Origin of the sequence: Pelagicoccus sp. SDUM812002 (genome assembly GCF_031127835.1) — a bacterium.
GTDB lineage: Bacteria > Verrucomicrobiota > Verrucomicrobiia > Opitutales > Opitutaceae > Pelagicoccus.
The window spans coordinates 375,821-389,983 of record NZ_JARXHX010000003.1 but is presented as its reverse complement, the minus strand read 5'-3'; the positions used below and the strand labels follow the sequence as shown (position 1 = coordinate 389,983).

Genomic DNA, 14,163 nt, shown 5'->3' with positions numbered 1-14,163 from the left:
GGCTTCGAGACCTATGTCGTTTCGACTATCCACCGGCCGAGTGCATCGGCCAATTCGTTAACCCTCAGCGGCTTAGTTAGGAAGTCATCCATTCCGGCCTCTTTGCACTGATCGCGCACATCGCTGAACGCGTTCGCGGTGAGGGCTATGATGGGCACCTCGCTTCTCGGACTACCGCTACTCCTGATTTTTTGAGTAGCTTCCAAACCGTCTAGCTCTGGCATCTGGAGGTCCATCAAGATGAGGTCGAAATCTTCTCGAGTGGCGGTCTCCAAAGCTTCCAAGCCATTGGTAGCGAGAGTCACCCCGACTTTCATTTGTTCGAGGAAGCGCTTACCGAGCTTTCGATTGATGGCGTTGTCGTCTACGAGGAGGACTCTTTTGCCTCCGAAATCAAGGTCTACAGCTTTGCGAACGCTAGCAGTCTCCTGCTTGTTGCTCCTCGTTTTTTCGATTGGGACCGCTTTCACGTTTTCCTTCGGGAATGGCAGCTCAAGGACGAAGGCGAAGCATGAGCCTTTGCCCAACTCGCTCGTGACGTCGATCCGTGCAGACATGGCATCGGCTAGAAGTTTGCAGATGGCGAGCCCGAGCCCGGTACCACCGTATTCCCGAGTGGTGGAGGAGTCAGCCTGCATAAACGCTGAGAAGAGACGTTCCACCGTTTCAGAAGACATCCCTATACCGTTGTCGGAGATTTCGATTCGCAATGTCGCCGATTTTTCGTGGATAGCTTCTGCCTTGATAGATAGCGTTACCGTTCCATCCCTGCCGAATTTGAACGCGTTGTTCAGGAGGTTGAGAATGACTTGGCGGATTCGCGCGGGGTCTCCGACTACGAGTTCGGGGAGCTTCTCATCGTGCTCGAGGACCAAGTTGATGTTCATCCGCGTAAGCGCGTTTTCCATCAGGTTTGTGCATTCTCTGGCCAGATCCTTGAGACTGAACGGTATTTTCTCGAGCTCGAGTTGTCCGTTTTCGTACTTCGAGTAGTCGAGAATGTCGTTGATAATGATCATCAGGGCGTCGCCGCTCTTTTGAATGATACTAGCGAACTCGAGATCTGAATCGTTCAAGCTGTTGCTGTGGTTCAGCATGTGGGAAGCGCCGATGATACCGTTCAAGGTAGTGCGGATTTCGTGACTCATTGTCGCAAGGAAGCGACCTTTTGCTCGCTCAGCGGCGCGAGCTTCAGCGACGGCCACCTGCAGTTCAGAATTCAGGGAGTTCAGACTCTTGTTCGCCTTGGAGATTTGCTGAGTTCGATCAGCTACTTTTTGCTCCAGCTCGGCGAGCAGGTCCCGAGTACTTTTCTCGGTATGCCACTTTTCGCTCAGGGCGACCGCAAGTTGGTAGACCTCGGCCTGATCGAAAGGTTTTTTCAGGATGAGCAAGCGATCGGTATGGCCAACTCGCTCGATAATTTCGCGCCATGAATAGTCGGAGTAGGCGCTACATATTACGATTTGTACGTGAGGATCCGCTTTCGATATCGCTTCAACTGTTTTCAGGCCGTCCCAGCCCGGCGGCATGCGCATGTCCACAAAGGCAACGGAGTAGGGCGATCCTGATTTTTTCGCGCCTAGGATTTTATTCAGTCCCTCCTCTCCTTGGTATGCATGACCAATCTGGAAGTTGAATTGATTTTTGGAAACGGTGTGACGCGCCTCCTCATCAAACATGATTCGATCGAGCTCCTCGAGGGCGAGTTCGCTCTCGCTAGAACCTGCTGGAGCGAGTACCTTTTCGAAATCGGTGTGGATCGATTCGGTGTCGTCGATCACAATGATGCGCCGTGGCAGCGCGTTTGAGTGCTGCTCGCTCATCTTTTGGGAAGCGGGTATGCTGCGAGTCGAAGCATGTGTCAGGTTTCAAGTGGGGAGGGGGCAAGTATAGCGTCCTTACCCGTGTCCTATTAGAGATAGTCTTCGACGGTGCTACCAGCTTTCTGAGTAGATCTCGCAGCGGATTCGGTTTTTTGAAATATGATTTACCCGACCGTGCGACGATGGCTCGGAAACAAGCCTAGTTAATCGTGCGGGTCCGGTCGATTTTCAACCAACGCGGACTTGGATCGCCACTGAAGTATCGACGAAGTATGTCTTTAAATCTCAAGGCCTTTAGCCTTGACATCGAACTTCTCAAAAAGGGTATTAGCCCCTTTTCTGACGGCGGTTTGCCTGCCCCGTCGTGCCTACTTTTCTCGTTCCCGCGATTAGGGATACTTGCGCCAAGACGATCACTGAGTATTAACATCTAGCACTGCACCGATGCCGTTCCGGTAACAAAGTCCGGCAGGCGTCTCTTTTGACATATGAAATCGATTAACTCGTCTCTATCAACGACTGCACTCCGTCTCGCTTTGGTCGGACTTTTGGCGTCATTTGTATCCGCCGTTTCCCACGCCCAAGACGAGCGTGGCAAGCAGCTCTATGTGAACTGCGTAGCTTGTCACCAAGCCGATGGCTCTGGAATGAAGCTGTTGAACGCTCCTGCAATTGCGGGGCTTTCGGAAAAGTACGTTGCAGCCCAGCTAGGCAAGTTCAAAGCAGGGCATCGTGGCGGCGACGCGAAGGACGCAAGCGGACTGCAAATGCGTCCGATGGCAAGCTTGCTAGCTTCGGAAGCGGATGTCGCAGCAGTCTCAAAGTACATTGCTTCGTTACCAAGTAAGCCGATTGCATCTACAATCGAGGGTGGCGACCCTGAAAAGGGCAAAGCCCTCTACATGACCTGCCAAGCTTGCCATGGCGCGGATGGGGCAGGGAACGATCTCCTCAACGCACCCACGTTGCTGAACCAGCATGACTGGTACTTGGTGGCCCAGCTTCACAAGTTCAAGGACGGCATTCGTGGCTCAAACCCGCAGGACACCACTGGCGCTCAGATGCGCCCTATGGCAATGATGCTGGCTGACGAGCAAGCTATGAAAGATGTTGTTGCGTATATCCAATCTCTTTCGAAGTAAGCTGCGGATACTTTTTCTTCCAATCAACCGCCTGACAGAAATATGAGCGAAGAGCCCTCGGAACTTGATCCACAACAAGAGCAATATGCGTATGCGATAACGCGTAGGCTCTTCAAATATACCTTGGTTGGGACGGTTTTGTTTGCAGCCACGATTTTGTCTTTCTGGAAATTCTTCGGTTAGGCCGCCTGACAGTGAGGCCTACGACTTTAACCTAATCCGTTTCCCATGCTAGAGTACTTCCTTCCTAGAGCATCATCATTTGCCGGGAGCATCGACCATCTGTTTGATCTGATCACCTATTTGGTTATGTTCTGGTTCCTTCTGGTGATGGCGTTTTTCTTTTACGTCGTCTTTAGATTCCGCGCTAAGCCGGGCCAAAAGGCCCAATATATAACGGGCGAAACGCACAAGCAGAAACAAGCGGTGGAGATTCCCCACTACCTGATTCTCATTTGCGATTTGGCCATCCTGTTCTACACCTTCAAGGTTTGGCATGAGGTCAAAATCGATATGCCAGAATACGACGAGCAAGTGCGAGTCATCGCCCAGCAGTGGGCTTGGACTTTCGAGCACGCAGGTGCCGATGGCGTCTTAGACACAGAAGACGACATCGTCCTTATCAACGAGCTCGTGCTTAAGAAGGATACTCAGTACAAGTACGAGCTCCAGGCTCTAGACGTAATGCACAGCTTCTCGATCCCAGTCTTCCGCCTCAAGCAAGACGCGGTTCCGGGGCGCAAGATATATGGACATTTTAAGCCTATCCTCGAAGGGGAATGGGATGTGCAGTGTGCCGAGATGTGCGGATATGGCCACGGCTTTATGCCGGCTCGAGTCCAAATAAAGTCTTCCGACGAATACGCCGCTTGGATCGCTGAGAACACCCCGGCGAACCTGAAGCAAGACGCTGCTTACGCTAACACTGAATCTAAATTGAAGGAGGCGCCTAACAATGGCTGATACTGCAACTGCAACGGCTGGCGTCGACCATCACGACGATCACGGCCATCACGAATCGTTTTGGAGCAAGTACTGCTTCTCCACTGACCACAAGATCATCGGCTTCCAGTACCTTTTCACAGGTATGGCCATGGGACTCATCGGAGGCTTTTTCTCTTATGTTTTCCGCATGCATCTTGCTTTCCCCGGCTCTTCGATTCCGTTTTTCGGTGTCGTGTCGCCTGCGGCATACAACTCGCTGGTCACCAATCACGGTACGATCATGATTTTCTGGGTAGCGATGCCCGTACTTATCGCCGCTTTGGGTAACTTTCTCATTCCGCTGATGATCGGTTGCGACGATATGGTCTTTCCGAAGATCAACCGTCTATCCTACCAGATCTTCTTGATTAGTGCGATCGTCCTCATCGCTTCTTTCTTCGTTCCGCAAGGTGGATTCGGCGGCGCTTGGACTGCATATCCTCCTTTGTCAGCAGAATCTCAATACAACGGGACGCCATTTGGAGCCCCAATGTGGTTGATCGCTGTGACGCTGGAGATCGTGGCCTTCCTACTTGGAGGTATCAATTTCGTCACTACGGTGATGAACGCCCGTGCCAAGGGTATGAAGCTTTACGACATTCCCATGGTTGTATGGATGATCGTCATCGCGTCTATCCTCTTCATGGCATCAGTAGGTCCTCTTGTTGCTGGAGCGGTCATGCTGCTATTCGACCAGACGCTAGGCACTGGGTTCTTCGATCCCGCGGCTGGAGGCGACCCTGTATTGTGGCAGCACTTGTTCTGGTTCTTCGGGCACCCTGAAGTTTATGTGGTACTGCTACCCGCGATGGGAGTCGTGATTGAGATCATTTGTACCTTCTCTCGCAAAAAGCTATTTGGCTACAGAATGATCCTTTACAGCTCTATTGGCTTGGGGATCTTGAGCTTCTTCGTTTGGGCTCACCACCAGTTCATTTCTGGTGTAGATCCGAGAGCGACATATCTATTCACTACCACGACTCTTCTGATCTCGATCCCAGTGGCCATTATGCTGTTCGCGATGATCGGAACGCTCTGGGGGGGATCCATCCGTTTCACTACGCCGATGTTATTTGCGCTTTCGTTCATCGCGGAATTCCTCATCGGTGGGGTCACGGGTATCTGGCTAGGTTCGAGCGGTACTGATATTTACTTGCATGACACGTACTTCGTGCTCGCTCACTTCCATTACACCTTCGTACCGATCGCGATCATAGGAACATTCGCCGCAATATACTATTGGTTCCCGAAGATGTTCGGCCGCCAGCTGAACGAGTTTTGGGGCAAAATCCACTTTTGGGGTACGGTCATACCGTTCAATGGGATCTTCCTTCCGCTCTTCGTCCTAGGTGCTGCGGGCCAGCATCGTCGTATCGCCGGTTTCACCGCATACCCGGACCTTTACACCGAGAATTTCCAAGACCTCCGCGTTTTTGCGACTGGTTCATTGATCGTTCTAATCCTTTTCCAAATCCCATTTTTCATTAACTTCATCGTAAGCTTGAAGCGTGGCAAGAAAGCGGGACCGAATCCTTGGAAGGCTAACACGCTAGAGTGGGTTGCTCCGTCACCTCCACCTCACGGTAACTTCGGAGATAATCTCCCTGAAGTGTACCGTGGCCCATACGAATTCTCTGTCGAAGGACGCGAGGATGACTACTGGCCTCAAAACCTGCCCGAGGCATCCAAGTAAACTAACGTAACATCTTTCTAGATACAATGGGTCATAAAATCATTGCAACTGGCAGAAGTCGTACCGGTATCCCAACTGGCCGCCTAGCGGTCTGGTGGGTAGTCGCTTCTGAAATCGTAATTTTCGGCGGTCTAATCGCTGTTTATCTCCTAAACCGTTTTCTACACGGCTCTTGGGCTCAGTCGGCGGCGCATACCAACACCTTTATTGGTGGCGCTAACACGTTCTGGCTGCTGACCTCGAGCTACTTCGTGGTCCTCGCGCACGCTGCTGCGGAGAAGAGGGATGCCAAGACGGCTCGGAAGTATCTCTGGCTGACGATTGCTTTGGGCGGTTGTTTCATGGGATTCAAGTCCTACGAATACGCAACCGAGATCGCTCACGGCTACACTCTCTTCACGAGCAACTTCTGGAGCTTCTACTACATGGCTACCGGACTACACGGGTTCCACGTTCTATGTGGTATGGTGATTATGGCGATCATCGCCGAAAAGGATATCAAGCACGAGCAAAACTGGCACCGCGTGGAAAACATCGGCATCTACTGGCACTTTGTAGATATCGTTTGGATTTTCCTTTTCCCACTTCTCTACATCGCAAAGTAGTTGAATCTTAGATACGGAATTTATTTTAGATATGGCATCAGAAAACCATCCAAGTTACTTTAAGATTTACCTCATGCTGCTGGTCCTTTTCGTAGTCAGCGTCGCAGGTCCGGAAATCGCGGAAATCATGAATCTGCAGGGAGCAACGCGCTTGATCCTCGTTTTGATCACAGCATTTGGAATTGCATTGGTCAAAGCGTACTACGTTCTCGCATACTTCATGCACCTGAAGTTTGAGAAGATTTATGCTCCTTACATCTTGTTATCAATGGTGGCTCTTCTCTTCGTTTTCTTCTTCGGGACCGCTACGGATTCGATGAAGGCATCGGGACACAACTGGGAAAAAGTCTACGTGGAGCCGGAAGTGGCTGCAGGTGAGGAACCTGGCGCACATGGAGACACCCACGGCGAGGAGTCGCAGAGCGATCACAGCGATCAGGCACACTAGTTGTTCGTCTTCGAGGCAGGAGGGAATATGAGATACGCAGAAGCAGGAATTCACGGGGAGGGCAGTTCGGTTCGGGAGCCGGCTCTTTCGAATAGCGTTTTGGGAGTCATCGTCTTCATTATGGCGGAGATGATGTTCTTCCTAGGCTTGATCAGTGCCTTTATGATTTCGAAGGCAAATGCCGTCGAATGGCCACCGATTGACCAGCCGCGACTACCCATCGGAGCCACTGCATTTAACACCGCGATCTTGTTGGCGAGTGGCGTTACCATGTACTTAACGGGACGTGCGTTTCAGCGCGAAGGCTTCGGAGATAAGAGCAAAATGTTGTTTTTGCTCACACTCGGGTTGGGAACCTTTTTTGTATTATTCCAAGGCTTTGAGTGGGTTCGAATACTGAGCCAAGGTTTGACCCTGCAATCCAGCACCTACGGCTCGTTTTTCTATTTAATCATAGGGGCTCACGCGGTCCACGCGATCGGTTCAATCGTAGCCCAGTTGCGCTTATTCCTGAAGTTCCGCAAAGGGACCCTGAGGCTTCAAAGCTTCAGGGCGGGTCAGACTTTTTGGTACTTCGTAGTCGGCGTTTGGCCGATTCTCTACATCCTCGTTTACCTCTGATAAGAGCACAGATGAAGCCGAATATTGTAAATCGCTTAAGTAAGATAGCAGGGCTCCTTGCCGCTGTATGTATGGTGGCTTCCGCGGACGCCTGTTCGGTTTGCGCTGTGGGCAAGGAAGAGGCTAGGGCCGCATACTACGCTACTACGGCGATCCTGAGTTTCCTGCCTTTGATCATGATTGGCGGAGTCGTTTACTACCTTTTCAAACGCAATCGATAGTCGATCGGTCTTTCGGCGAAACATTTTAAGAGCCCTCGCCGGTCGGTGCGGGCTTTTTTTGTGGTGCGCCCGGCAGGGCGCTCCTGCTTGACAGTGATTATCGTGAGAATCGATAAAAGTCTGTTGCTCGCCCGGCAAGGGGAAGAGCTAGCCGAAAGGCAACTGCGCTGCCGCGAGGTATGCGTGGGGAGGAAGCCTATGGCAAAGCGTTGGCCTGACGAACAGGAATCGCATAGGAGGCAGCTACGCCGGATGAGGAGGCCACGAACTCTAAAGTCCGAAACTTGCGCGGAAGGCGTGGTTGTAGATGCGGCAGGCATAAACGTGAAGGCAGGGGCGCATTACCCGGGGAGGTCTTCCGCTTCGTTCCTTATGGAACTAGCCCCGCAGCGATGCGTGGCGATGGGGCGGGAGAAGTCAGCCGAGATCATAGTAGCGGGCAGCAGGTCGCCCGCGAAGGATCGAACCGAAGAGAGACAACGAGGCCTTCGACCATGAGAGAGGACAGGGATGCAGAAGCTGGCGACGCCATTCGTCGGACCCGCGCGAGAGGAACCGGACGGAATCCGGGGCGAGCTCGCGCGGGCGCGTCAACTCCGCCATCGGACGAAGCGAACCGAGTTGCTCGCAATCAAGACCTGATTGGACAGATGACCGAGCGCGGCAACATGAACGCTGCGTGGAGAAAAGTGCGCCGCAACGGCGGCAGCGCGGGAATCGACGGTCGCGACATGGAGGCCACTTTAGCGTACATGAAAGAGCGTTGGGAAACGATCGAGGCGCAGCTGGCAGCGGGGACGTATCGTCCCGCTCCCGTCAAGCGCGTGGAGATCGAAAAGCCCGGCGGCGGTATCCGAAAACTGGGTATACCGACGATTCTCGACCGCGTGCTGCAGCAGGCGGCGCTACAGGTGCTGGGGCCGATGTTCGACCCGCAGTTCAGCGAACGCAGTTACGGGTTCCGTCCCGGGCGCAGCGCGGGACAGGCGGTCGAACAGGCTCGCAAGTACCAAAGCGAAGGCAAGAACTGGGTGGTGGACATGGACTTGAAGAGCTTCTTCGACGAAGTGAACCACGACCTTCTAATGGCGCGTGTGCGCCGATTGGTTAAGGACAAGGCGATGCTCAAGCTGATCCGTTCATGGCTTAACGCCGGAACTATGGTTGGCGGGCTGACCGAATCCACCGAAAAGGGGACGCCGCAAGGCGGGCCCTTGTCTCCGTTGTTGTCCAACATCATGCTGGACGACCTGGACAAGGAGCTGGAGAAGCGCGGGCATTGCTTTTGCCGCTACGCCGACGACTGCAACATCTACGTTGCCACTCAGCGTAGCACTCAGCGTAGCGGGGAGCGAGTGCTTGCGTCGATCACCGCCTTCTTGGAAAAGAAATTGAAGCTGAAGGTGAACCACCTCAAAAGCGCGGTGGATCGCCCGAGCCGTAGGATCTTCCTTGGCTACAGCTTCACCGGCGGCAAGTCCTCGCGTATCCGCGTGCCCAAGGAGAGCGTGCAAAAGGTGAAGTCCAAGCTCAAGAGGCTGCTGCGCAAGGCGCGCGGTCGCAATGTGAAAGACTTCATCGAACAAACGCTCAACCCGGTGCTACGTGGATGGACCAGCTACTTCCGTCTGAGCCAGACCGAAACCTTCGCCCGGGTATTGGACGAATGGTTACGGCGCCGCTTGCGGTGTGTAATCTGGCGCCAGTGGAAACGCCCGCGCGCTCGCTACAAGAAGCTGATCTCGCTGGGGTTGGACCCACAGCGAGCTCGCAAGAGCAGCTTCAACGGGCGCGGGCCTTGGTTCAACAGCGGGGCTTCACATATGAACGCGGCCTTGCCGCGCAAAGCCTTCGCTGAAATGAATCTCCTGTCTGAGTACGATCAACTCCGATTGCTGAGAAGAGAAATCTAGCTTCGGAACCGCCGTGATACGTGAACCGTACGTCCGGTGGTGTGAGAGCTGGGGGCGGGCGACTGCCCCTGGCTACTCGATCCTATCGCCAAGGGTCTTTGCTTCGGGAGATAGTCTTGCCATCACCGGCCTGCGACAAAAGCCCTCGAGGGGCGAGCGACGGCAGTTGAGAACAATCGAATGTCGGCTGAGCGTTAGCGCTCTGTCAGGGCGTTCATCTTTGCCCTGAGCAACGGTTTAAAGATGTAGTCGAGTACCGTCTTTTTGCCTGTGAGAATGTCGACTTCTACTTGCATCCCAGGAATAATGTTGAAGTCCTGATCGGTCGTTGCGAGTGACCGCTCGCCGGTGCGCACGCGTATCGTGTAGTAGCTGTCTCCGCGTTCGTCGGTGAAGGTGTCGGCGCTGATGTGCTCTACGGTTCCTCTGAGGCCTCCATAGATCGAGAAGTCGTATGCTGAAAGTTTCACGGTGGCCTCTTGGCCGGGGTGAATGAAGCCAATATCTTTGGGAAGAACACTAGCTTCAACGATGAGATCGCTCTCGTGAGGAACGATTTCCACGATAGGTTCTCCGGATCGAATTACTCCGCCAATCGTGTTGAAGTTCACTTTGTTAATCGTACCGGTTACGGGTGACTTGACGTCTGTGCGACGAATTTTGTCTTCGTAAGCGAGCATGCTTTGCTGGATCTGCTCCATCTTCGCTTGTACCTCGTTTCTCAAGGTCAGCACTTCTTTTGTATAATCTGTTTGGATACGGCTTAATTCGCTTTCCGTATCGTTCACGGCCGACTGAAGTCGCAGCAGTTCCACTTGGGAAACGATACCTTTCTCTGCCAAGGGTACGGTTATATCGAGCTCTTGACGTTTGAGCTCGAGGCTTTTGCTCAAGTGGCGGACTGATCCAGCGAGATTTGAACGGCGGCTTTCGAAAAGGGTGCGCTCGCTTATGGCGAGGTCCGGGCGGCTTTGTAAGATGTACTCAGGGAAGGTAATGGAATCGCTGTCGTTGGCTTCTGCCTCCAATCGAGCGATGCGGGCCATGAGGCTGTCGCGCTGAGCTGCGCTCTCGCTTCGGGCAGCTGAAAATGCCGTGCTGTCTATACGGAGTAGACTGTCGCCCTTGTTGACGATGTCACCTGCTCTGACGTTTAGCTCGGATAGGATTCCACCTTCGAGGATTTGTACCACTTGCAGGAAATCGGTGGGGACGACTTTTCCTTGGCCACGCGTGATCTCATTGACCTCTGAGCTGCTCGCCCAGTAGACGAAGGTGCTAATAACGCCGACTATAGTGAACAGTAACAGACTTGCCAAAGGGCTTCGGTTCTCGAGGAAGGCAGCTTTGGTATCAGCAACGAAGTCGAGATCGCTCTTTTTCGGTTTCACGGTTTCTTGTTCGCTCTTTAATGGGCTCGCCTGAGGGGGGTCGACTTTGGTTTCCACAGGCTCTTTTGGTTCCGTCGCCTGGACTTCCGAATCGGCCTTCGGAGAAACCGTTTCTTCGTTTATCGGTGTCTGGGTCTTTTCTGGAACGGTCTTCTTTCCAGATTGGAATCGGGATGGTTCGGGTGTGTTCATGGGATCGGGAATTAGTTTCTACCGGCTCCTCCTGAGAGTTGGCGCATGACTTCGGTCTTAGGTCCGTTGGCTGCGATACGACCTTGGTCCATTACGATAATGCGGTCTGCCAGTTTGAGCATAGAAGGCTTATGGGTGGACAGTACGATAGTGCGTCCGTTTTCGCTTCCGTAGAAGTCCATGGCGGCAATGAACTCGCGCTCCGCATTGGCGTCCATGGCGCTAGTTGGCTCGTCCATGACGAGGACCGGTGGTTTTGCGATGATTGCTCGAGCGATGTTAATAGCTTGGCGCTGTCCTCCAGAAAGGCGTTCGCCGCGTTCGCCGATCTGCATGTCGTAGCCCATTGGATGTCGGGAAGCGTAGCGTTCGACGCCGGAAAGCTTCGATGCTTGGAGTAATTCCTCTTCGTCGGCCCAAGGGGCGCCCATAAGGATGTTTTCCTTGAGGGAGCCAAAGAAAAGATTGTTATCCTGGGCGATATAGCCGAGGCGGCGTCGAAGCTCAGCTGGGTCAAGTTGGCGGATATCGGTGCCATTGACGAGAATCATGCCAGAGGTCGGCTGGTAAAAGCCGAGGATCAAGCGAAGCAAGGTGCTCTTACCTGAACCAACTCGGCCCAATATTGCGACTTTCTCTCCCGGTTCGATCACGAAGCTAGCGTTCTTGACAGCGGGTTCGGTATCCTCCGAGTAGGAGAAACTGACCTCTTTGAATTCGACGCTCGGGCGGAAGTCGTTTTTGCGAACGTAATTCCGTCCGGCTTCTCTCTCTTGGGGAAGCTCGACGATTTCGTTGAGGCCCTTCAGCGAGACGATGGATTGCTGCATTCGTGAGAGTAGTGCCGCGACTTGTCCGATCGGTCCCATTGCTCGTCCGCTGAGGATCGTGCAGCCTATCAAAGCTCCCATGCTCATGTCTCCCTCGCGTATCCGATAAACGGATGCGACGACTATAACAACGGAAACCATCTGTGATACGAAAGCGGTGAAATTCGTCGCAGCGGCAGAAATCCGTCGCGACGCCACTTCGCTTTTGGCGGAGCTTCCGAGGAAGTTTTCCATTCGACGCTGGAAGATGCCTGCAGCGGAAAGCCCTCGGATGGCTTCAAACCCTCCGATGGCTTCCACTAACAGGGCATGCTTCTGCGCTGAGGATCCTTGGGCTACTTCGGCAGCTCGTTTGAGCGGTATGTGCAGGATCGCTCCGATTGCCAAAATAAGTAGGATACCAGCTGCTGGGATAAAGGCCACCCAGCCCGCCATGAAATACATGAGACCGATGAAAAGAACGACGAAAGGGAGGTCGATGAGTGTGGCCATCGTCGCGGAGGTGAAGAACTCGCGCAGGCTCTCGTATCCTTTTACCAGACTTGCAAAACTGCCTGCAGAGGCGGGTTTGTGCTCCATCTTGATACCGAGCACGCGTTGGAATATAAAGCTAGAGAGGAGGACGTCAGCGTTTTTTCCTGCCTTGTCGATGAGGGCGCTACGCAGCGTCTTGAGCAGGAAATCGAAGCCATAAACGAGGGTTACCCCACTTGCCAGCACCCAAAGGGTGTCGATAGCGTTGTTCGGAATGACACGGTCGTAGACGTTCATGACGAACATCGAACCTGCAACCGCGAAAATGTTAATGAAGACAGCAGCCAGTAGGACGCTTTGATAAACACGTCGGTATTTCCAAAGGGTTCCCCAAAACCAGTTCTTAGACTTGATGCTGCTCTCTGATTTGTCGGCCCGAGCATCGAAGGCGAACTCGGGCTTTACGAAGATGGCGGTCCCTATGTATTCAGATTCTAGTTTCGCTCTGTCTAGTACGACTTGGCCTGTTCCAGTTTCGGGAAGGATAACTGAGAAGTCGTCTCCCTTTCGGCTGACGAGAACAGCGCTGCGATTATCGCGGAGCAGGAGGACGCATGGGAATACGAGCTCTGGTATTGCGGTGAGGTTACGTTTGACGATGCGAGCAGAGAATTTTGCACTATCAGCTGCCCTGATAAAAAGGCGTGGAGTAAGACGGTTGTCGACCAAAGGAAGGCCTGCTGTGAGCACGTCGCCCGAGAGCTGACGGTCATGCATCTTGCCTATCAGTATCAGACAGTCGAGTAGTGGGTCGTCGAATACTCTCGGTTCGATTGTCGACTGAGAGGTTTTCTCCTCGGGCGTAGCTATTTCGACCCCGGGCCTAGGTGCGGCTCGGCGAATCGGGGGCGCAAGCCTGGTATTCTTTTTGTCGGAAATCATTAGAGATTGCTGGTCAGATCTATCAGGGATTCATGGAGCTGTTCCATTTCGCGGAGCTTGCGTTCCATCTCTCGTTGCTCTGTCACGTCCTCTATGGTTCCCTCAAGAAAGACGCTTTCAGAGCTTTGGTCCTTTATAGCCCAAACGTTAATGATTGCCTCCATTGTGGAGTTGTCTTGGCGATGAAAAGTAGCCTCGAAATGCCCCCCTTGCTGTGCTTCGGCAGCGAGTTCGACTGTGCTCGCTTGATGGGTCTGGTGATCGTAGACTTCAGGAGACAGTGTCTCGCATACTTGGATACAGTCACCCCTTGTCTCGAAACCTAGCGCGTGAGCGAGGAAGCTGTTTACGTCTAAAATTTTACCTTGGGCGTCGCATCGAAAGATACCAATCGCAGCATTTTCAAAAAATCCTCGGTATTGAGCTTCGCTCTCGCGGAGCTTGCTCTCGAGCTTTACTTTCTCGCGACGATTGGAGGCATCCTTCAGGTGAGACTCGATGGCCGGCAATAGACGAGCGGTATTGCCTTTCATTATATAGTCCTGCGCTCCCATTTTCATGAGGTCGACTGCGCTTTCTTCGCCTATTTTTCCTGAGACGAGAATGAAAGGGATGTCCAGGTCGTAGGCTTGGAAGAGTTGAAGTGCCTGCATGCCGTCGAACTCTGGCATTTGATAATCGGAGATCACGATATCCCACTCCTGTTCATCGAGCTGGTTTTTCATGTCCTCACGTGTTTCCACGCGTTCGCTTGTAACCTCGTATCCGTTTTTCTTGAGAAGGTTCGCTGTGAATTTAGCCTCGATCTTCGAGTCTTCCACAATGAGGACGCGTAGTTTACCTTTGGATACTTTGTTTTCTTTATTGTCGCTCATACTGGA

The 14,163-nt window shown here is 53.0% G+C and carries 12 protein-coding genes; 8 read left to right on the top strand and 4 right to left on the bottom strand.

Annotated features, from left to right (window positions below; genetic code table 11):
- Positions 1 to 11 precede the first annotated feature (11 nt).
- Entirely contained in the window at positions 12 to 1,826 is a 1,815-nt protein-coding gene (locus tag QEH53_RS07230; RefSeq protein ID WP_309022482.1) for a response regulator, read from the bottom strand.
- Between the two features lie 488 nt (positions 1,827 to 2,314).
- On the opposite strand from QEH53_RS07230, the gene QEH53_RS07225 reads away from it, so the two are divergent.
- The 8 genes from QEH53_RS07225 to ltrA all read left to right on the top strand — a co-directional run bounded on the left by QEH53_RS07225 (position 2,315) and on the right by ltrA (position 9,453).
- The gene (locus QEH53_RS07225) at positions 2,315 to 2,968 is read left to right on the top strand and encodes a c-type cytochrome (RefSeq protein WP_309022481.1); all 654 of its coding nucleotides are present in this window, start codon (positions 2,315 to 2,317) and stop codon (positions 2,966 to 2,968) included.
- 228 nt (positions 2,969 to 3,196) lie between these two features.
- Positions 3,197 to 3,931 (top strand): hypothetical protein, encoded by a 735-nt coding sequence (locus QEH53_RS07220; RefSeq protein WP_309022480.1) that lies wholly within the window; start codon positions 3,197 to 3,199, stop codon positions 3,929 to 3,931.
- Complete coding sequence (locus QEH53_RS07215; RefSeq protein ID WP_309022479.1) at positions 3,924 to 5,645, top strand: cbb3-type cytochrome c oxidase subunit I; 1,722 nt, start codon at positions 3,924 to 3,926, stop codon at positions 5,643 to 5,645. The genes QEH53_RS07220 and QEH53_RS07215 overlap by 8 nt, the downstream gene beginning before the upstream one ends.
- Before the next feature lie 26 nt (positions 5,646 to 5,671).
- Positions 5,672 to 6,250, top strand: a complete 579-nt coding sequence (locus QEH53_RS07210; RefSeq protein ID WP_309022478.1) for a cytochrome c oxidase subunit 3 — start codon at positions 5,672 to 5,674, stop codon at positions 6,248 to 6,250.
- Positions 6,251 to 6,281: 31 nt separating this feature from the next.
- Positions 6,282 to 6,698, top strand: a complete 417-nt coding sequence (locus QEH53_RS07205; protein WP_309022477.1) for a cytochrome C oxidase subunit IV family protein — start codon at positions 6,282 to 6,284, stop codon at positions 6,696 to 6,698.
- A gap of 27 nt (positions 6,699 to 6,725) precedes the next feature.
- Complete coding sequence (locus QEH53_RS07200) at positions 6,726 to 7,319, top strand: cytochrome c oxidase subunit 3 (RefSeq protein WP_309022476.1); 594 nt, start codon at positions 6,726 to 6,728, stop codon at positions 7,317 to 7,319.
- A gap of 11 nt (positions 7,320 to 7,330) precedes the next feature.
- Complete coding sequence (locus QEH53_RS07195) at positions 7,331 to 7,540, top strand: hypothetical protein (protein ID WP_309022475.1); 210 nt, start codon at positions 7,331 to 7,333, stop codon at positions 7,538 to 7,540.
- Positions 7,541 to 8,034: 494 nt separating this feature from the next.
- Positions 8,035 to 9,453, top strand: a complete 1,419-nt coding sequence (gene ltrA, locus QEH53_RS07190; RefSeq protein ID WP_309022474.1) for a group II intron reverse transcriptase/maturase — start codon at positions 8,035 to 8,037, stop codon at positions 9,451 to 9,453.
- A gap of 194 nt (positions 9,454 to 9,647) precedes the next feature.
- Here ltrA and QEH53_RS07185 read toward each other — a convergent pair whose 3' ends face one another.
- From QEH53_RS07185 to QEH53_RS07175, 3 genes are read right to left on the bottom strand one after another with little or no spacing between them, the layout of a single operon-like run.
- The gene (locus QEH53_RS07185; RefSeq protein WP_309022473.1) at positions 9,648 to 11,036 is read right to left on the bottom strand and encodes an HlyD family type I secretion periplasmic adaptor subunit; all 1,389 of its coding nucleotides are present in this window, start codon (positions 11,034 to 11,036) and stop codon (positions 9,648 to 9,650) included.
- An 11-nt stretch (positions 11,037 to 11,047) separates the two neighbouring features.
- A complete protein-coding gene (locus tag QEH53_RS07180) occupies positions 11,048 to 13,282 on the bottom strand; it encodes a type I secretion system permease/ATPase (RefSeq protein WP_309022472.1) in 2,235 nt (744 codons plus the stop codon).
- Positions 13,282 to 14,157, bottom strand: coding sequence for a response regulator (locus tag QEH53_RS07175; RefSeq protein WP_309022471.1), 876 nt, complete (start codon positions 14,155 to 14,157; stop codon positions 13,282 to 13,284). Before QEH53_RS07175 ends, QEH53_RS07180 begins: the two co-directional genes overlap by 1 nt.
- Between the last annotated feature and the right edge of the window lie 6 nt (positions 14,158 to 14,163).